This is a genomic window from Streptomyces sp. NBC_00299, from assembly GCF_036173045.1.
Lineage (GTDB): Bacteria > Actinomycetota > Actinomycetes > Streptomycetales > Streptomycetaceae > Streptomyces > Streptomyces machairae.
Genome location: NZ_CP108039.1, coordinates 1664563 through 1683917 on the forward strand (window position 1 = coordinate 1664563; position 19355 = coordinate 1683917).

Genomic DNA, 19355 nt, shown 5'->3' on the forward strand with positions numbered 1-19355 from the left:
GAGGACGCCGTACACGACGGCGACGGCCAGACCGGTGTCGGCGCCAAGCCCGGCGGCGCCGAACGCCCAGGCGGTGGCGCCCTCGCGGGGACCGAACCCGCCGACGTTCAGGGGCACGCCCATGGCGAGCAGGGCCAGGACGGCGAGCGGCAGCAGGGCGGCCACGGAGGCGGTGGAGCCGGCGATCCGCGCGGCGAGCACGAACATCGCGATGTGACCGGCGAGGACGACGCCGGAGGACACGGCGACGCCGGGACCGTTGCGGCGGGACAGCAGGGCCTCGCGGGCCTCGCCGAGGGTGGTGCGCACGGCCGTCGGCTTTGTCCGGTCACGGCGGGACGGCGCACGGTTCATGCGCAGGGCGGCCACGACGGCGAGTGTGCCCACGGCGGCGAACAGGATGAGCGGCGTGAGGTCGCGGGCCTCGTTCAGCACCGGGGACGGCATGGTCAGCAGCACGACGGCACCGACGGCGGCGAGTGCGACCTGGCCGGCCGCGCGTTCGAGCACGACCGCACGGACGCCGCGGCCCATGTCACCGGCGCTCTGCCCGTGCCGCACGGCCCGGTGCACATCGCCGAGGACGCCGCCCGGGAGGGCGGCGTTGAGGAACAGGGCGCGATAGTAGTCGGCGACGGCCGGCCCGAGCGGCAGCCGGATCCGCAGCCCGCGTGCCACCAACTGCCAGCGCCACGCGCTGAACACGGTGGTGACGAGCCCGATTCCGAGCGCCGCGATGAGCGCCGTCGCGTCGATCCGCCGCAGCCCGTCGAGGAAGACGCCGGTACCGAGGCGCCAGAACAGCGCGACGAGGATGGCGACGCCGACGACCGTGCCCAGGTGGGTGCGGACGGCCGGGGTGTTGAGACGGGCCAGGCGGGTGCGCAGGCGGGGGCGGACCGGGCCGGCCGTGGGCTTGGTGTCGACTCGGGTGGCAGGGCCCGCCTCCGGGACCACGACGGCCCCGCTCACGGCCAGGGCCTGCACTCGCCGTTCTCGCGTCTTGGCGCCCCGTCGCGTGACGTGCGCCCCCGCCACCGTCCCCACGCTCATGACGCTCCGCCCGTCGGTCGCACCAGCGCCAGCAGGTCGCTGTGGTGGACCACGACACTCAACTCGCCCGCCTGGCAGGCGGCGAGGCGGTCCTGCAGATAGCGGTCGGCGCGCTCGCGCAGGTCGGGGCGCTGCTCGACCGCCGCGCCGACCCAGCCGCGCAGCCACTGCGCGGTGAGCGCGGACTCGTCGGGGCCGAGCCGCCAGGGGCTCGGGTGCACCTGGACGGTCGCGCCGTGCTCGGAGAAGGCCTCCGCCGCCGCGGTGATCGCGTCCGGGCCCAGCATCCCCGAGCGCCGCTGGTGGGCGTTGAACGCCTCGGCGATCTCCTGGTCCAGCGGGTCGGACGGCGTGAGTTCGACGCGGCCGGCGACGGACAGCGTCAGCAGCGCCGGGCAGCCCGCGCCCGCGCAGGCGGCGGCGAGGGTGTCGACCTCCTCGCGGGTGAGGACGTCGAGCAGTGCGGAGGCGGTCACCAGCGAGGCACCGGCGAGGCCGTCCGGGGTGAGGCGGCCGACGTCGCCGCGGCGCGTCTCGACCGTGACGCGGCTGCCGTCCGCGGAGGAGCGCGGGGAGGCCACGGCGGCGAAGTGCAGGAGATAGGGGTCGCGGTCGTGCAGGACCCAGTGCTGGGCGCCGTCCAGGTGGGGCGCGAGCCAGCGGCCCATGGAGCCGGTGCCGCATCCCACGTCGTGGATCACCACTCCGGACCGTCCGGGCCGGTTGGCGAGCCGGATCCGCAGCGGGTCGAGCAAGTCGTGCGCCCGCGCGGCGGCGTCGGCGCCTTCCCGCAGCTCCAGCCACTCCGGGGCGTAGCGGGGCGGGTCGTCCGGCCCGGCGTCCCTGAGCCGTACGGTCTCGCGCTCGCCGGGACCGGGGCTGGGCCCCGCCCCGAGGATCACTGCGTCGGGGTCGGCCGCCGCCGGTGCGGACACGCCGCCCGGGGCGTCCTCCGCCGAAACGATCCCGCTCTGCGGTGCGGGATCGCGCGGTCCCGGCTGGGCCGGAATCGCCCCTCCGCTCTGCGCCGTTGCCGTGTCCCTCATGCGACCCTCCGGGGTTCGTTCGGCAGTCGGCCCAGTACCGAGGCCAGGCTGCGGGCCGTGCCGGCCCAGCCGTTCAGGGCGGCCCGGCGTCCCCGGGCAGCCGCCTTCAGTCGGCGTCGTACGTCCGCCTCGCCGAACCAGCCGCGCAGCTCGGCGGCGATCGCGGCGGGGTTCTCCGGCGGGACGAGGATGCCGGGGACACCGCCGTCGGGGGCCCGGCCGACCGCCTCCGGCAGTCCGCCGACGTCCGTCGCGAGCACCGGGATGCCGCGCCCGAGAGCTTCCGTCACCGCCATGCCGTACGTCTCGGCGTAGGAGGTGAGCACCATGAGGTCGGCGGCGTTGTAGCTGGCGTCGAGTTCGGCGCCGGCCTGCGGGCCCGCGAGGACCAGCCGGTCCCCGAGCCCGTGCTCGGCTATCAGGGACCGCAGTTCGGCCACGTACTCGGGGTCCTGGTTCAGCGGGCCCACGCAGACGCAGCTCCACGGCAGCTCGGTCACCGACGCCAGCGCCTCGACCAGCCGGTGCTGTCCCTTGCGGGGTGTCACGGCGGCCACGCACAGCAGGCGGGACACGCCGTCCGTGCCGGAGGCCAGCGGCGCGATGTCGGCGCCGGGGGCGGCGACATGGACGCGCTCCGGCGCGAGGCCGTGGTGGGAGACGAGGCGGCGGACGGCCCAGTCGCTGGTGGCGATCACCGCGGGAACGGCCCGCAGCACCGTGCGTTCCCGGGCGTCCAGCTCCGCGGCGACGGCGGGGTCCAGGCCCGTCTCGTCGCCGAGCGGCAGATGGACGAGGACCGCGAGGTTGAGCCGTTCCGCTTCCGGGACGATGATCTCGGGCACCCCGCAGGCGACCAGCCCGTCCAGCAGGACGACGGTCCCGTCGGGGAACTCCCCCAGCGTGCGGACGAGTTCGGCGCGCGCCGCCGCCCCGGGGCTGGGCCAGCTGCCGTCCACCGCGTGCTTGTGCACCTGCCAGCCGAAGCCGGGCAGATCCAGACTCACCCGCCGGTCATAGGCGTTGCCGCCGCTCGGCGCGGACGCGTCGTCGACACCGCCCGGCATCACGAAGTGCACGGAGCGCAGGGACATGGGGATGATCTCGGCGTTCTTCAGGGCGGAGTGCTGCACGGGCACATAGCCGAGCGCCACCTGCTCCGACTTCTCCGGAGCCTTTTCCACGGCGACGGCCTTCTCCAGGGTCACGTCGGTCACAGCGCACGCTCATAGCTCGCCCATGCGACATGCGACTCGTGCAGCGTCACGGTGAGACCCGCGAGGCCCTTGGCGCCCTCGCCCAGCGCACCCTTCTCGATCCGCTCGGCGAGCCGGTCGGCGATGACCTTGGCCAGGAACTCGGTGGAGGTGTTGATCCCGGCGAAGTCGGGTTCGTTGTCGAGGTTTCTGTAGTTCAGCTCGCCCACGACGGCGCCCAGTTCCCTGGTGGCCAGTCCGATGTCGACGACGATGTTGTCGGCGTCCAGCTGCTCGCGCCGGAACGTGGCGTCCACCAGGAACGTCGCTCCATGCAGACGCTGCGCGGGTCCGAAGACGTCGCCGCGGAAGCTGTGGGCGATCATGATGTGATCGCGGACGGTGATGCTGAACAACGGACGACCCTCCAGGTGCGGTGCGCTCCTCATCCCCGCCGATCGGCTGCCGGGGATGCCGTGTAGTACGGCTCTTCGCTTCCCGTTGTTCAGCCGTCTCTCACTCTTTTCTCAGGTCAGGCGCTCTTGTCGTCCCCGATTGAACGAGTCCGTCAGCACGTGTCCGGGTCCGGTCAGGGCGTGTCCGTGTACCTGACCCGGTGACAGAGCGCCGGAATCTCCCCGGAGGCGAGCTTCGGCATCACCTCGGGCAGCTCCGCGAAAGCGCTCTCCCCCGTGACGAGCGCGTCGAGAGCCGGGTCGGCGAGCAGGTCGAGGGCGAGGGCGAGCCGGTCGGCGTACGTACGGCTGGCACCGCGGGCCGGGGAGACGGTGCCGACCTGGCTGCTGCGGATGACGAGCCGCCGGGAGTGGAAGGCCTCGCCCAGCGGCAGAGCCACCTTCCGGTCGCCGTACCAGCTGAGTTCGACGACCGTGCCCTCGGGGCGCAGCAGTTCGAGCGACCGGGCGAGGCCCTGCTCGGTGGCGCTGGCGTGGACCACCAGGTCACGGTCGCCGAGCGCCTCGTCGGGCGTGGCGAAGGCGACACCGAGGGCCTCGGCGACCTCGGCCCGGCGCGGATCGGCGTCGACCAACTGGAGCCGCACACCCGGGAAGCGGGCCAGCAGTGCGGCCACCGAGCAGCCGACCATGCCGCCGCCGACCACCGCGATCCGGTCGCCGACCAGGGGTGCGGCGTCCCAGAGCGCGTTGACGGCGGTCTCGACGGTGCCGGCGAGGACGGCCCGTTCGGCGGGCACGGTGTCGGGTACGACGGTGACGGCGCTCGCGGGGACGACGTACCGCGTCTGATGCGGGTACAGGCAGAAGACCGTACGGCCGACCAGTGCGGTCGGCCCCTCCTCGACCATCCCGACGCTGAGATAGCCGTACTTCACCGGGGCGGGGAAATCGCCCTCCTGGAACGGCGCCCGCATGGCCGCGTGCTGGCTCTGCGGGACCCCGCCCCGGAACACGAGTGTCTCCGTGCCACGGCTGACTCCGGAGTACAGCGACCGCACCAGCACATCGTCCTCGCCCGGCTCCGGAAGGGCGACCTCCCGGATCTCTCCCTCACCCGGAGAGGTGAGCCAGAACGCACGTGCGGTGCGGTTCATGGGAATCCTCCTGAACGATCTGCGGGCTGTTCACGTACCGAGGTATGCACAGGTCGCGCACAGTACGCGGCCTTGATCGACTCTGTCACCTGGCCGGAGGAATGTGCGGTGGCCCTGAACAACACTTACGACGCGAGGCTGGTCCAGCAGGAGACCGCTGTGGGAGCGGGCGTGCAGATCCTGTTGCTGGCCCTGCTCGGTTCGGCGATCGGCATGGGGCCGGCGGGCTGGCTGACCGGCCTCGTCTTCGCCGTCGCCACCTGGGCGCTGCTCTCGCTCGCCCTGCACCGATCCCGGCTCCGCTCCTTCGGGCCGGCGAACCGGGTCACCCTCGGCCGCGCGACGCTGGTCGGCGGCGTCACGGCGCTGGTCGCGGACTCCTTCCAGAGTTCTCCGCCGGTGACGTTGTTCGTCGGCCTGACTGCGGTCGCCCTGATCCTCGACGGCGTGGACGGCAAGGTGGCCCGCCGTACGGGTACGTCGACCGCCCTGGGCGCACGTTTCGACATGGAGGTGGACGCGTTCCTGATCCTGGTGTTGAGCGTGTACGTCTCGATGTCGCTGGGTCCGTGGGTGCTCCTCATCGGCGCCATGCGCTACGGCTTCGTCGCCGCCGCCCGTGTCTGGCCATGGCTGAACGCCGCGCTACCGCCGAGCACGGCCCGCAAGACGGTCGCCGCGATGCAGGGTGTGTTCCTGCTCATGGCCGCGTCCGGCCTCTTCCCGTACCTGGCGACGTTCGCGGTCACGGCGACGGCGCTGGCGGCGCTGGTCTGGTCGTTCGGCCGGGACATCCTGTGGCTGTACCGCAACCGTCCGTCGCGCGTACGGCGGACGCAGGTGGCGGAGGTGCGGGAGCTGGTGGCGTCCTGAGGGGGCGGTCTTCGGGCGGCCCCGGGTATGCCGTGGACGGCAGTCAGCCGTCGAGCGGCATCCGATACACCGTCGCTTCCCTCACCGTGAACCCCAGTCGTTCGTACAGCCTGTTCGCCGAGGCCCGGTCCGCCCGCGAGGTCAGATCGACGGTCCGCGCCCCGGCCTCCCGGACAAGCCGGACCGCCTCACGCATCAGCAGCCGGCCGAAGGCGGCCACGCGTTCCGCGCCCGCCTCCCGGGCGATCTCCCCCTGAACATCCATGCCGGGGACCTTACCGACGCGGCAGCACCCCGATGGCCGCCACCGGTACGGCCGCCAGCACCAGCCACGGCACGGCGGCGGGCAGGCCGGTGTCGAGGAGGGTTCCCGTGGCCGAGCTGCCGAGCAGGACGATCAGGCCGGAGACCGAGGACAACGCGCCGGTGTAGAGGCCGAGTCGGCCCTCCTCCGCGAGGTCGGGCACCCAGGCGCGGGCGACCGGGGCGACGAGCATCTGGCCGAGGGTGAGGAGGACGACGAAGCCGGCCGCGGGCAACAGCCCCGCCGTACCGGTCCGGTCGGCGGGCCGGGCAGCCGCCACCACCGCGAACCCCGCCGCGATCAGCAGCAGTCCGGCGATCATGGACCGGCGCAGGGTGAGCCGCTCCCCCACCCACCGGGTGACGGGCAGCTGGGCGACCACCACCAGCAGCGAGGACAGGGCGAACAGCCAGGCCAGCGCGGCCTGGGAGCCCGTGGCGCGCTCCACCTCGTCGGGGAGGGCGAGATAGAGCTGGTTGTAGGCGAGCAGGTAGGCGCCGTAGGCGCAGCACAGCGCGAGGAAGCGGCGGTTGCGCAGCACCTTCCCCATGCCGCCGCGCAGCCGTACACCCCCTCGCCCGGGTATGTGCTGCGGCAGCAGCCACGCGTGCCCGGCGAGGACGAGGACGAAGATGCCGGCGCCGGCGAGGCAGACCGTACGGAAGTCCACCGCCAGCAGCAGCGCGCCGAGCAGCGGCCCGATGAACGCGCCTGCCTGTCCGGCCACCGTCAGCAGCGCGAGGACGCGGGTCCGGGAGCCGCCGCCCGACTCCTCCCACACCACGGCCTGCCGGGCGACCTCGGACTCGACGGCGGGTGAGAACAGCGCGGCGGCGAACCCGATCAGCAGCACGGCCCCGATGACCGCCCACGTCTGTCGCGCGTACCCGAGCCAGGCGAACCCGGCGATCCGCAGCACACAGCCGGTGAGCACGACGGGCCGGATGCCGTACCGGTCGGCCAGCGCCCCGCCCACCACGAACAGCCCCTGCTGGCTGAACGTCCGCAGCCCCAGCACGAACCCGACCATCCAGCCCGCCATCCCCACGGCCTGCCCCAGATGCTCGGCGAGGAAGGGCAGGACGGCGAAGAAGCCGATGTTGAAGGCGAGTTGGGTGAGGATGAGGAGGCGCAGAAGAGGGGAGAGCCGGGGTCGGTCCGGCGGCTTGCGTAGGCCACGCGACAGCAGCGAGGTCATCCGGCCCCCACCAACTCCTTGGCGGGTGGCCGCTGTTCGGGCACCGGCACGACAGGCTCGCCCCGGTCCCTTCGCCGCCGCCCGCCCCGCAGGCCTCCGGCCACCGTCACCGCCAGCGCACCCAGCAGGGCGAGTACGGCGGCGGGGGCGAGGACCGCCCAGGGGGCGCGCTCGGCGTAGGGCTGGTTCTCGGCGAGGAGCAGGCCCCACTCCGGGGAGGGCGGCTGGGCGCCCAGGCCGAGGAAGGCCAGCGAGGCGAGGGCGAGGGCGACGCCGGGCAGGCGGAGCAGGGCGTGGCGAGTGACGGGCGGCACGACGGCGGGCAGCAGTTCGTGGCGCAGCAGGTACCAGGGGCCGGCGCCCAGGGCGCGGGTGGCGGTGAGGTGGAGGGCGGCGCGTTCCTGCCGTAGCAGCGCCGAGGTGTGGGCGGCCAGTGGGGCCCACGCCACGGCGGCAACGGCGAGTGCGGGCGTGGCGGTTCCGCTGCCGACGACCGCGGTGACGAGCAGGGCGACGAGGACCGGCGGCAGCGCGGTGACGGTGTCGACGAGCGGGCCGGACAGCCGGGGCAGCAGGCCGAGCGCCACTCCGGTGAGCAGGGTGACGGCGGTGATCGCGCCGGCGAGTAGCAGCGTGTCGAGGGCGCCGTGGGAGACGCGGGCGAGGATGTCCCTGCCGAGGGCGTCGGTGCCGAACGGGTGCCCCGGCGAAGGGGCTGCGAGTCGCTCGGCGGTGTCGAGGGCCAGTGGGTCACGGGGCAGGCCGAGGGCGACGACGCCGACGAGCAGGCCGCCGTAGGCGAGCGGCAGGAACCTGCGTGCGGGCGGAGGCGGCCGGTGCAGGGACGGCAGCGCGCCGTCGCGCAGGGCCGGGCCGATCAGCAGGCGGGCGAGGAGGTGGGCCAGTCCGGCGGCGGCCGCTGCGAGCAGGACCAGGGCGAGGGTGCCGGCCTGGAGGACGGGAAGGTCCTGCGCGACGGCGGCCTGGAGGGTGGTGCGGCCGAGGCCGGGGATGTCGAAGATCTGCTCGACGGCGACCGATCCGCCGGTCAGGCCCACGACGAACAGGCCGGTGTTGGGGAGCAGCCCGGGCAGGCAGCGGCGCAGGGCCTGGCGGGCGACGCTGCGGCCGGGGAGTCCGCGTGCGGTGGCGGCCAGCGCCCAGGGCTCGGCGAAGGCGCCGGGCAGCAGGTCGTCGAGGAGCCTGCCGAGCACGGCGCCGGCGGGCAGGCCGAGGGCGAGGGCCGGGAGGATCGTCCACTGGGGGCCGTACCAGCCGAGGGCGGGCAGCCAGCCCAACTGCACGCCGACGACGGTCGCGAGGACGGACGCGGTGAGGAACTCGGGGAGCGCGGCGAGGACGGCGGAACCGCTGCCTCCGGCACGCCGCCCGTCGAGCCGCCGGTGGGCGCCGAGCCACAGAGTGCGGGCGCAGATCAGCGCGGCGGTGACGGCGGCGACCAGGAGGGCCACCGCCATCAGCAGGAGGGACGCGCCGAGGGCCTGGAGCACGGCGGGGGTGACCTCGCTGCCGGAGATCCACGACCGGCCGGCGTCCCCACGCCCCAGCCCGCCCAGCCAGTCACCGAGGAGACGGAACGGGCCCGCGTCCAGGCCGAGCTGGCCGCGGATGTCCGCCAGCACCTCGGGCGTGGGGTCGCGGTCCGCCGACCGGGCCTTGAGCACGGTGAGCGCCGGGTCGGTGCGCGACAGCCAGGGCAGTACGCCGATGGCGCACACCAGGGCGGCCGCGATCCCCGCACGCCACAGGAGCGTGACTGTCTGGCGTCGCACGGGTCAGCGCCGGGTGCCGATGCCGACGAGGGTGCGCTCGTAGGGGTCGAGGAGCTCGCCACGGACATCGGTACCGACGCCGGTGATGATGCGCTGGTGGACCAGCGGTACGACGGCGTCGGTGCCGAGGATCTCGGCCTCGGCCGCCATGGCCGCGTCCTGTCGCTCGGCGGTGCCGGCGAGGTCCGCGGCCTTGGCCACGGCCCGGTCGACGTCCTTGTCGCAGAGCAGGGCCAGGTTGTAACTGCCGTCGCACGTGTAGTCGCTGGCGAGGACACCGACGGGGTCGCCGGTGTCGACCAGGCTGTTGCGGGCGCCGACGAACGCGTCGAACTTGCCGTCCAGCGCGTCGCTCTCCAGCCGCGAGTACTCGCGCACCTCCAGCGTGACCTCGAACCCTGCCTTCTCCAGCTGCTGCTTCAGCACCTGGGCGACTTCCGGGAGTTCGGGGCGGTTGTCGTAGGTGGCGAGGTTGATCGGGGTCTTGTCGGGCTTGCCGGCCTTCGCCCGCCCGACCGGCTCGGTCCGCTTGCCGGCGGCCCAGGTGACGGCGGGCCCGTAGATGCCTGCGCCGGCGTCGGCGTATCCCTCGTAGACGCCCTTGGCGAACGCGGAGGTGTCGACGGCCTGCCGGGCGGCGGCCCGCAGAGCGGCGTCCTTGAAGGGGCCCTTCTTCGTGTTGAGAAGCAGGCTCGTGGTGCGGGTGGTGGCGGTCGCCTCGCGGCCGGCCTTGTCGAGGGTGGCGGCCTGGGCGACGGGGATCGCCTCGGCGAGGTCGACCTGGTCGGTGCGCAGGGCGCTCGCGCGGGCGGTGCCGTCGGCGACGAACTTGACGTCGATACCGGCGGCCTGGGCGCGGCCGCCCCAGTAGTCGTCGTAGCGGTCGAGGGTGGCGGCCGTGGAGCCGAGCACCTTGGTGAGCTCGAAGGGCCCGGTGGCATGGCCGACCGGGTCGGCCTTGGTCTGCTTGTCCTTGTTGCCGTAGGCCTTGCCGGAGAGGATGGCGAGGGAGGGGCTGGACAGACGCAGCGGCAGGACGGCGTCGGGGGCCTCGGTGGTGATCCGTACGCCCTTGCTGCCCTCGGCCTTCGCGGTGAGGGTGACGCCGGAGAGGGCCGCGGGGACGGGCTTGGCCTGCGTGGCGTGGGTGAGGGCCGCCGCGACCGCGGCGGGGGTGACCGCGGAGCCGTCCTGGAAGGTGGCCTCGCGCAGGGTGAACAGCCAGGTGCGGTCGTTCTCCTGACGCCAGGAGGCGGCGAGGGCGGGGGCGGCGGCGCCGTTGGCGTCCAGCGCGGTCAGGCCTTCGGTGACGCCGAGACGGCTGAGGATGGTGGCGTCGGCGCCGTACGGCGAGAGGTTCTCGGCGGGCGGGAAGGCGAGGGCCACTCGCAGGCGGGAGCCGTCCCGGGCGTCGCCCGCGGCGTCGGAACCGCCGCTGGAGGCGAAGCACCCGGCCAGGACGGGGGCCAGGACGAGGGCGAGGAGCGGGCGTATTCGGCGTGGCACGGGTCTATCGCTCCATCGGTATCTCGAAGTGGACGACGCCGTTCCCGCCGTCCGTGTCCTCGCGCTCGTCGTGCACGATCTTGCCGAGCGAACGCCAGAAGGCCTCGGCGCCCGGCACATTGGGGTCGGTGTGCAGATAGACGGCGCGGTAGCCGCCGTCCGCCGCCGCGAAGGCGAGCAGTTCGCCGGCGAGCCGCCGGGCCAGGCCGCGCCTGCGGTGCTCGGCCCGGACGTAGACGCGACGCAGCTGCGCGGTCTCGCCGGACGGGTAACGCTCGGCGAGCTCGCGCGGGTTCGGCGGGTGGGCCGGGCCGCGGGAGTCGAGGGCGGCGGTGGCGACCACATCCCCGTCGCGCGGGTCGAGCGCGACGAGGAGGGTGTGGCGGGGCGAGGCGAGATAGGCGGCGGCCGGGTCGACGATGTCCGCGTGCCAGCGGGGCACGTAGCCGGTGCCGAAGTCGCGGTAGACGGTGTCGAGCATCAGGGCTCGCGCACCGTCGAGGTCGTCCGGGCCTGCCGCCCTGATGCTGTATTCATGCACTTGCACATCATATGCATCAAGCCCGCAAGCCCTTTCCGTCCACCTCGCCCTGCCGCACAACCCCCTTGCGGGGCAGGCGATTCAACAGTGGCCGAAGATCACCTCCAATTTATCACATGACATCCATTTTCAAAAAGGGGCGCCGGCGCCTACCGCTTCTGCTCCACCCGCACCCAGTCCACCTCGGCCTGCACTCCCCCACCCGCGATCCGGTCCACGCTCGACTGCGGCAGCCCCCAGTACGGAGTGGTCACCTGGTTCCAGCCGGCCGGGTAGGCCCCGCCCAGAGCGAGGTTCAGGATCACGTACTGGTTGTGGTCGTAGACCCACTGCCCCCGCGTCGCCTCCAGCTTGTTGCGGGTCGTCTCCTGGACCACGCGGTCGTCGACGTAGAAGCGCATGCCTGTCGGGGTCCACTCGACGGCGTAGGTGTGCCACTGGTCGACCGTGCCGCCGTTCGGGAAGACCTGGCGGGCGCCGATGTTGCCGTCGGCCGAGTAGCCGGGGCCGTGCAAGGCGGTGCTGGTCCAGTCCCGGTAGCCGACGTTCTCCATGATGTCGGTCTCACCGGACGCGGGCCATGAGACAGAGGGGTCGTCGACGTTGCTGCCGAGCAGCCAGAAGGCGGGCCAGAAGCCGTCGCCGACGGGGAGCTTCATGCGGGCGCCGACCCGGCCGTACGTGAAGTCGAACTTCGTGTTGGTGTCGATGCGGCCGGACGTGAAGTCGTACGTGCCGCCGCCGGCCCGTGTGCAGCCCTTGCAGTACTGGGCACGCAGGATCAGATTCCCGCTCTCGGTGCGGATGTTGTCCGCCGAGTCCACGTACGCCTGCGACTCGCCGTTGACCGAACCCATCTCGGTTCCGGTGCGGACGACGCGCCACTTGGAGCGGTCGAGGGCGGCGCCGGTGAAGTCGTCGAAGAAGGTCGTCCGGTACGTCCCCGGCTGCTCGGCCGGGAGCGCCGGGTAGGCGGCGTCGGCGCTGCCGCCCGTGCCCCAGACCTGGAACTCGTACAGGGAGTAGCCGAACTGGGCCGTCGCGGGGGCCGGGTTGTGGAAGCTGCGGCGTTCCTTGCCGAGCACGCGGACGTAGCGGCCGGTCGCCGGGGAGGAGAGGGTGATCGTGTCGTGCAGGCCCACCGCCTGGGCCGGGGACTGCACGTTCGCGCGGCGGGCGGCGACTTCGACCGCGGAGGGCTGGTGGACCGTACGCCAGGTGCGGTTGTCGTCGGAGACCTGGAGCTGGTAGTCGACGGCGTAGGCAGCCTCCCAGTAGAGGTCCACGGACGAGATCGTCGACGGGGCACCCAGGTCGACGGAGATCCAGCGGTTCGCGTTCCAGTCACTGGACCAGCGGGTGGCGTCGGCCTTGAGATCCCCCGGCCACCCTCCGTCCGTCACGAAGGCCGGCGAATTGCCCGCGTGCTGGTAGTAGTTGGTGTACGCGGGGTGGTTCAGGGCCAGGTTGGTGCGGGTGGTGGACGCGGGGGCCGGCTCACCGCCGTAGACCTTGAATGAGTACAGCGAGTAGCCGTAGGGCGTGGCGCGTTCGAGGCCGCGCATGCGGACGTAGCGGCCGGTCACCTCCTGTGGGTAGGTGTGCGCGGTGACCGTGCCGTCGGCGCCGGCGGTCTCCGTGTAGAAGGAGGTCCAGTCCGTGCCGTTCTTCGAGACCTCCAGGACGTATCTCTTGCCGTAAGCCGCCTCCCAGTCGAGGACCACCCGGTCGACGCGGATCGTCGCGCCGAGGTCCACGCGGATCCAGGCGTCTTCGGCGAAGTTGCTGGACCACCTGGTCGCTCCGTTGCCGTCGAAGGCGAGGCCGGGTGCGGTGCCGGCGTTCTCACTGCCGGACGCGGTGACGGCGTTCGGGTTGGCGGTGTGGGCCTCGGCCGCGCGGTCGGTGTCCCACGCGGCCGCCGCGGCGGTGCGCTCTGCGGGCGGCGCGGCGAACGCCGAGCCGGTGCCGAGCACGGCGAGGGCGGTGAGCGCGGTCAGAAGGGTCCGTGGAGTGCGGATACGCGTACGGGTACGGGATGGCATGCGGCTCTCCTTGGGGGATGTGAGGGGGTCCTCGCAGGGTGCGCATTCCGTGCTGTGATGCCTTCGTGCCGTCGCGGTCGGGCGACCCGTCACACCTGTCCCGGTGGCTACGGGTCGTCGCATCACGTCTTAGTTTAGAGCGTGAGTTAAGCCCCGGAAGGCAGGCGCGTCAAGGGCTTTGACGCACTCTCAGAACTTCCGCCGCAGCTCTTGACTCACACGTTCCACAGTTGAACCATTCAGCGGCAAGAGAGCGCTCCCCGCACCTCATGACGTTCACTTCCTGAACCAGGAGAGCCGCCTGATGCTTCCTTCCTCCTCGTCCTCCGGGCCGTCCTCGATGGGTCGCCGGGCCCTGATCGGCGCCGCGATCGCCTCGGCACCGGCCGTGCTCGGCCTGTCGACCGAGGCCTCCGCACAGACCTCCACGCAAGCCTCCGCCCAAGCTGCCGCGCCGACTTCGGCGTCCCCGTCGGCGCGGCAGAAGCCACGCGCCCTGCCGGGCGGCGGCGACCTCGGCCCGAACGTCCTCGTCTTCGACCCGTCGACCCCGGGCATCCAGGCCCGGCTGGACGAGGTGTTCCGGCAACAGGAGTCGGCGCAGTTCGGCACCGGCCGCTACGCCCTGCTCTTCAAGCCCGGCACCTACCACGGCCTCAACGCCCAGCTCGGCTTCTACACCTCGATCGCGGGCCTGGGTCTGTCCCCCGACGACACGACCATCAACGGGGACGTCACCGTCGACGCCGGCTGGTTCAACGGCAACGCCACGCAGAACTTCTGGCGTTCGGCGGAGAACCTGGCCCTGGTTCCGGTCAACGGCACCAACCGGTGGGCGGTCGCCCAGGCGGCGCCGTTCCGCCGCATGCACATACGCGGCGGCCTCAACCTCTCCCCCACCGGCTACGGCTGGGCGAGCGGCGGCTACATCGCGGACAGCCGGATCGACGGCCAGGTCGGACCGTACTCGCAGCAGCAGTGGTACACCCGCGACAGCGCGATCGGCAGCTGGCTCAACGGCGTGTGGAACATGGTGTTCTCCGGCGTCGAGGGCGCTCCCGCGCAGAGCTTCCCCAACCCGCCGTACACCACGCTCGACACGACTCCCGTGTCCCGCGAGAAGCCGTTCCTGTACGTCCAGGGAAACGACTTCCGGGTCTTCCTGCCGGAGAAGCGCACGAACGCCCGCGGCGTCACCTGGGGCAACGGCACGCCGAGAGGCACCTCGCTGCCGCTGACGCAGTTCTACGTCGCGCGGCCCGGTGTCACTGCGGCCACCCTCAACGAGGCCCTCGCCCAGGGACTGCACCTCCTGCTCACCCCGGGGGTTTACCACCTCGACCGGCCGATCCAGGTCAACCGGCCGAACACGGTCGTCCTGGGCCTCGGTTACGCGACCCTGATCCCCGACAACGGCGCCACGGCCGTGCAGGTCGCCGACGTCGACGGAGTCCGGCTGGCCGGTTTCCTGGTCGACGCCGGCCCCGTCAACTCGGCGACGCTGGTGGAGGTCGGGCCGCGGGGCGCGTCCAGGGACCACTCCGCCAACCCGATCACGGTCCAGGACGTCTTCGTCCGCATCGGCGGGGCCGGCGCCGGGAAGGCCACCACCAGCATGGTGATCAACAGCCGGCACACGATCGTCGACCACACGTGGGTGTGGCGGGCCGACCACGGCGAGGGAGTCGGCTGGGAGACCAACCGCGCCGACTACGGCGTCGTGGTCAACGGCGACGACGTCCTGGCGACCGGCCTGTTCGTCGAGCACTTCAACAAGTACGACGTGCAGTGGTTCGGCCAGCGCGGCCGCACGATCTTCTTCCAGAACGAGAAGGCGTACGACGCCCCGAACCAGGCCGCCATCCAGAACGGCTCGATCAAGGGCTACGCCGCCTACCGGGTTGGTGACGGCGTGACGTCGCACGAGGGCTGGGGACTGGGCAGCTACTGCTACTACAACGTCAACCCCTCGATCGTGCAGCACCACGGCTTCGCCGCCCCCGTGCGGTCCGGAGTGCGCTTCCACAACCTGCTCGTGGTCTCGCTCGGCGGCAATGGGCAGTACGAGTGCGTCATCAACGACACGGGGGCGCCGACGTCGGGGACGTCGACGGTGCCTTCGACCGTGGTGTCGTATCCATGAGGTGAGGCAGGCCGGACGAGGGCCCCGTCCGTCGAGGACGGGGCCCTGTCGCCCTACTGCGACACCGCAGCGACCGGCGCCGGCGCATACCCGGTGGGCCGCGCCGTGAACGTGCCGCGTCCCTGGGTCCGGCTGCGCAACCGCGTCGCGTAGCCGAACAGTTCGGCCAGCGGCACGGTCGCCGTCACGACCGCCGCGCCCGCCCGGGTGACGGAGCCCGAGACCCGGCCGCGCCGGGCCGCCAGGTCACCGAGCACCGAGCCGACCGCGTCCTCCGGCACGGTGACCGTGACCTCGACGACCGGCTCCAGGAGGACCATCGCGCAAGCGCGCAGGGCATCGCGGAGGCCGAGTCGGCCGGCCGTACGGAAGGCCGTGTCGGAGGAGTCCTTCACATGGGTCGACCCGTCGGTGAGAGTGACGCGCAGGCCGGTCACCGGGTGGCCGCCGAGCGGGCCCTCGGCGAGGGCGTCGCGGCAGCCGGCCTCCACGGCGCGGACGTACTCCTGCGGCACCCGGCCACCGACGACGGTCGAGCGGAACTCGAAGCCGTTGACGCCCTGTTCGGCCGCCGTCACCGGGGCCGTCAGGGGCTCGACATCGAGAACCACGTGCGCGAACTGACCCGCTCCACCGTCCTGTTTGACGTGCCGGAACACGAAACCGGACACCCCTCGGCCGACCGTCTCGCGATACGACACCCGCGGGCGGCCGACGTTGACGTCCAGCCCTAGGTCACGCCGGATCTTCTCCACCGCGACCTCCAGATGCAGTTCGCCCATGCCGGACAGCACCGTCTGGCCGGTTTCAGCGTCGGTCCGCACGACCAACGACGGGTCCTCCTCCGCCAGCCGCGCCAGCGCCGAGGCCAGCCGATCGGTGTCGGTGGACCTGCGGGCCTCGACCGCCACGGACACCACCGGGTCGGCCACGCTCGGCGGTTCCAGGACGAGCGGGGCGTCCGGTGCGCACAGGGTGGAGCCCGGGCGGGCCGACTTCAGGCCGACGACCGCCACGATGTCCCCGGCGACCGCACGGTCGACGTGGGCATGACGGTCGGCCTGGACCCGCAGGATCCGCCCGATGCGCTCGGTGCGCCGCGCCACCGCGTCGAACACCACGCCTCCCTTCTCGATGGTTCCCGAGTACACCCGCAGGTAGGTCAGCCGCCCGGTCGGGGTCGCGCTCACCTTGAACGCCAGCGCCGCGAACGGTGCCGACGGGTCGGCCGGCCGCTCCTCGTCGACGCCGTCGCGCAGACCGCGTACGGCCGGCACGTCGAGCGGTGACGGCAGATACGCCACGACCGCGTCGAGCAACGGCTCGACACCGCGGTTGCGGTAGGCCGAGCCGCACAGCACGACCACGCCCTCACCGCTGCGGGTCAGCTCGCGCAGGGCGACGACCAGCGTCTTTGCGGAGACCGCCGACCGCGCGCAGAACTCCTCCAGCGCACCGGCGTGCAGTTCGGCCACCGTCTCCTCCAGCAGCCGTCGACGCCGGTGCGCCTCGTCCAGGAGTTCCTCCGGCACCGGCCCTTCCGCTGCCGTCTCGGCACCGTCGGCCCACACCAGCGCCCGCATGCGTACGAGGTCCACGACGCCGCGGAATCCGTCCTCCGCGCCGATGGGCAACTGCACGACCAGCGGCGCCGGATGCAGCCGTTCCCTGATCGACGCGACGGCCGTGTCGAGGTCTGCCCCGGCTCGGTCGAGCTTGTTGACGAACGCGATCCTGGGGACGCCGTGCCGGTCGGCCTGCCGCCACACCGATTCGCTCTGCGGCTCGACGCCCGCCACGGCGTCGAAGACAGCGACCGCGCCGTCCAGGACACGCAGCGAACGCTCCACCTCGTCGGCGAAGTCGACGTGCCCGGGGGTGTCGATCAGGTTGATCCGGTGACCGTCCCAGGCACAACTCACCGCAGCCGCGAAGATGGTGATGCCGCGGTCCCGTTCCTGCGAGTCGAAGTCGGTGACGGTCGTGCCGTCGTGGACCTCGCCCCGCTTGTGGGTGGTCCCGGTGGCGTACAGGATGCGCTCGGTGACGGTGGTCTTGCCCGCGTCGACATGGGCGAGGATGCCGAGGTTGCGGACGGCGGCGAGGGTGTTGGCGTTGGTGAGGTCGGTGATGTTCGTGCGCACGGCCTTTGGCCTTTCGGGTGATCCGTAAGCGGAACGGAAAGGGGCAGCGCGATTCCCGGACGATACGTGCACGCACATGGCGCGGAGGCGCGGGCGCACGTCGACATGACCTGTCGCTCCGTCAAATGGAGGGCGTGACAGGTGCGTTGACGTACTGGGGCGCTCTCAGGTGTTCGTCACGGACATCCAGTGCCGGCCGCGCAGCGGGCACCGGACGGACAGGGACACCAGGATCACGTCGTACCGGTTGCACCGGTCGTACCGGCTGTACCGGGAAGGGGAGACGACGACAGCGGTGCGGTCACGCACGGCCCGGCTCCCCTCAACTCGTCACGACGACGCGCCGCCGAGTGGTGGGCGGCGCGTGCTTGTGTGGTGAGTGTAGGGAGCCGGGCGAGGTCGAGGCAGCTGATTTTTCTCCTACTGGTCGCCGTCGATGGTGATGGCCGACGCCGGGCACACCGCGGCTGCCTCGCGGGCGGCGGCCTGGAGGCCCTCGGCGGGGCTCGGTTCGACGAGCGTGACGATGCCGTCCTCGTCTCGCTGGTCGAAGACCTCGGGTGCGATCAGCACGCACTGTCCGGCGCCGCAACAGCGGCCCTGGTCCACGTTCACTTTCACGGCCGTTGCCTTCCTTCCCTGTGCGGGAGCCGTCACCACCGCACGGGCACCGTGCGCAGTCCGCCGACGAGGAGACCTTCGACTCGCTTCAACTCGTCCACCGGTACGTCGAGTTGGAGGGTCGGCAGCTTGCGCAGGAGTACCTCGAGCGTGACCTGGAGCTCGGTGCGTGCCAGGCTCTGGCCCAGGCAGGCGTGCGGTCCGGCGCCGAAGGTGAGATGAGGGTTCGGGGACCGGGACAGCACCATGTCGTCCGCGTCGGCGAAGACCCGCTCGTCACGGTTGGCGGCCGGCATGCTGCACACCACGGTCGTGCCGCTCGGCAGCAGCTCGCCGTCGACCTCGACGTCCTCGGTGAGGTAACGCCGGATGCCGAAGCCGAGGTTGGCGTCGAAGCGCAGCGCCTCGTCGACCGCGGTGCGCACCAGGGCGGGGTCGGCCAGCAGCCGCTCCCAACGGGTGCGGTCGGCGAGCAGCATGGCGACCATCTTGCCGATCATGTTGGCGGTGGTCTCGTGTCCTGCGACCAGGAGCCCCATGGCGGTGCCGAGCAACTCGTCGTCGGTCAGCCCCTGCCCTTCCCCCTCGCTCTCCCTGATCACCATGCTGATCAGGTCGTCGCCGGGTGCGGCGCGTGTCGCCGCGATGTGCGCGGACATGTACTCGGCGAACTCGGCGTACGCCGAGCCGGTCTGATCGCCGGTGTAGCGGCTGACGTTGAGGAAGGCGTCGGACCAGTGCGAGAAGCGGTTCCGGTCCACGGCGGGGACGCCGAGGATGTGGCAGATGACGTGGACGGGCAGGGGGAAGCCGAGGCCGGCCTTGAGGTCCGCGGGCTGTCCGCTGCGGACCATGTCGTCGACGAGGTCTTCGGCGATGCGCGCCATGCGGGGGCGCAGCGCCGTCATGCGCTTGGCGGTGAAGTACTTGCCCACCTGCCGTCGCCACCGAAGGTGCGGCTCCCCGCGGTCGGGCAGGGCGAGGGTGGTGGTTCCGTCGGCGGCGGGACCCCCGGCGCCTTCGGGGGCGATTCGGGCAGCGCCGTCCTCGGCCGTCGGGCGGGTGAAACGGGGGTCGGCCAGCAGGGCTTTGACGTGGTCGTAGCGGGTCAGGTAGGTCGCCTGGTCCCCGCTGGGGAGTTCAACGGTGGCCACCGGGCACCGGCCGCGCAGTTGCTCCCATTCGACCGGGGGCTCCAGGGGGTTGTCGGTGGGAAGAGGCAGCCGCAACAGGTCGTTCTCGCGCATCTGACATCACCTTGGGTGGGGGAGGTGGGTGAGCGACGCGGAAGCGTTCACAGCACGGCACGCTACGCACGT

Annotated in this window: 16 protein-coding genes and 1 pseudogene; 2 read left to right on the forward strand and 15 right to left on the reverse strand. The window is 72.4% G+C overall.

Annotated elements, in window-relative coordinates; genetic code table 11:
* Window positions 1-36 precede the first annotated feature (36 nt).
* The 5 genes and pseudogenes from OHT51_RS07235 to OHT51_RS07255 form a co-directional block, all read right to left on the reverse strand.
* A pseudogene (locus OHT51_RS07235) lies at window positions 37-1053 on the reverse strand (lysylphosphatidylglycerol synthase transmembrane domain-containing protein); the annotation flags it as partial.
* On the reverse strand, window positions 1050-2099 hold the full coding sequence (locus OHT51_RS07240; protein WP_328878064.1) for a class I SAM-dependent methyltransferase: 1050 nt from the start codon (window positions 2097-2099) through the stop codon (window positions 1050-1052). The pseudogene OHT51_RS07235 and the gene OHT51_RS07240, both read right to left, overlap by 4 nt.
* Window positions 2096-3316: a glycosyltransferase family 4 protein gene (locus OHT51_RS07245; protein WP_328878065.1), complete on the reverse strand. Its 1221-nt coding sequence runs from the start codon at window positions 3314-3316 to the stop codon at window positions 2096-2098. Before OHT51_RS07245 ends, OHT51_RS07240 begins: the two co-directional genes overlap by 4 nt.
* Entirely contained in the window at window positions 3313-3711 is a 399-nt protein-coding gene (locus OHT51_RS07250) for a 6-pyruvoyl trahydropterin synthase family protein (protein ID WP_328878066.1), read from the reverse strand. The genes OHT51_RS07245 and OHT51_RS07250 overlap by 4 nt, the downstream gene beginning before the upstream one ends.
* Before the next feature lie 173 nt (window positions 3712-3884).
* Window positions 3885-4868 carry a zinc-dependent alcohol dehydrogenase gene (locus OHT51_RS07255; RefSeq protein WP_328878067.1) on the reverse strand — a complete coding sequence of 328 codons (984 nt, stop codon included), beginning with the start codon at window positions 4866-4868 and terminating at the stop codon, window positions 3885-3887.
* 108 nt (window positions 4869-4976) lie between these two features.
* Here OHT51_RS07255 and OHT51_RS07260 point away from each other — a divergent pair, with 108 nt between their 5' ends.
* Entirely contained in the window at window positions 4977-5741 is a 765-nt protein-coding gene (locus OHT51_RS07260) for a CDP-alcohol phosphatidyltransferase family protein (protein WP_328884265.1), read from the forward strand.
* Between the two features lie 43 nt (window positions 5742-5784).
* Here OHT51_RS07260 and OHT51_RS07265 read toward each other — a convergent pair whose 3' ends face one another.
* The 6 genes from OHT51_RS07265 to OHT51_RS07290 all read right to left on the reverse strand — a co-directional run bounded on the left by OHT51_RS07265 (window position 5785) and on the right by OHT51_RS07290 (window position 13128).
* Window positions 5785-6006: a GNAT family N-acetyltransferase gene (locus OHT51_RS07265; protein ID WP_443052424.1), complete on the reverse strand. Its 222-nt coding sequence runs from the start codon at window positions 6004-6006 to the stop codon at window positions 5785-5787.
* Window positions 6007-6016: 10 nt separating this feature from the next.
* Window positions 6017-7243, reverse strand: a complete 1227-nt coding sequence (locus OHT51_RS07270) for an MDR family MFS transporter (RefSeq protein WP_328878068.1) — start codon at window positions 7241-7243, stop codon at window positions 6017-6019.
* Entirely contained in the window at window positions 7240-9036 is a 1797-nt protein-coding gene (locus tag OHT51_RS07275) for an ABC transporter permease subunit (RefSeq protein WP_328878069.1), read from the reverse strand. Before OHT51_RS07275 ends, OHT51_RS07270 begins: the two co-directional genes overlap by 4 nt.
* Before the next feature lie 3 nt (window positions 9037-9039).
* Window positions 9040-10542, reverse strand: a complete 1503-nt coding sequence (locus tag OHT51_RS07280) for an ABC transporter substrate-binding protein (RefSeq protein WP_328878070.1) — start codon at window positions 10540-10542, stop codon at window positions 9040-9042.
* A gap of 4 nt (window positions 10543-10546) precedes the next feature.
* A complete protein-coding gene (locus tag OHT51_RS07285) occupies window positions 10547-11083 on the reverse strand; it encodes a GNAT family N-acetyltransferase (protein ID WP_328878071.1) in 537 nt (178 codons plus the stop codon).
* Window positions 11084-11232: 149 nt separating this feature from the next.
* On the reverse strand, window positions 11233-13128 hold the full coding sequence (locus OHT51_RS07290) for a discoidin domain-containing protein (RefSeq protein WP_328878072.1): 1896 nt from the start codon (window positions 13126-13128) through the stop codon (window positions 11233-11235).
* A 304-nt stretch (window positions 13129-13432) separates the two neighbouring features.
* On the opposite strand from OHT51_RS07290, the gene OHT51_RS07295 reads away from it, so the two are divergent.
* Window positions 13433-15271: a coagulation factor 5/8 type domain-containing protein gene (locus OHT51_RS07295; RefSeq protein WP_328878073.1), complete on the forward strand. Its 1839-nt coding sequence runs from the start codon at window positions 13433-13435 to the stop codon at window positions 15269-15271.
* 53 nt (window positions 15272-15324) lie between these two features.
* Here OHT51_RS07295 and fusA read toward each other — a convergent pair whose 3' ends face one another.
* The 4 genes from fusA to OHT51_RS07315 form a co-directional block, all read right to left on the reverse strand.
* Window positions 15325-17415 carry an elongation factor G gene (gene fusA / locus OHT51_RS07300; protein ID WP_328878074.1) on the reverse strand — a complete coding sequence of 697 codons (2091 nt, stop codon included), beginning with the start codon at window positions 17413-17415 and terminating at the stop codon, window positions 15325-15327.
* A gap of 165 nt (window positions 17416-17580) precedes the next feature.
* On the reverse strand, window positions 17581-17724 hold the full coding sequence (locus OHT51_RS07305) for a hypothetical protein (protein WP_328878075.1): 144 nt from the start codon (window positions 17722-17724) through the stop codon (window positions 17581-17583).
* Between the two features lie 111 nt (window positions 17725-17835).
* Window positions 17836-18036 (reverse strand): ferredoxin, encoded by a 201-nt coding sequence (locus OHT51_RS07310; RefSeq protein ID WP_328878076.1) that lies wholly within the window; start codon window positions 18034-18036, stop codon window positions 17836-17838.
* A gap of 32 nt (window positions 18037-18068) precedes the next feature.
* Window positions 18069-19283: a cytochrome P450 gene (locus OHT51_RS07315; RefSeq protein WP_328878077.1), complete on the reverse strand. Its 1215-nt coding sequence runs from the start codon at window positions 19281-19283 to the stop codon at window positions 18069-18071.
* Between the last annotated feature and the right edge of the window lie 72 nt (window positions 19284-19355).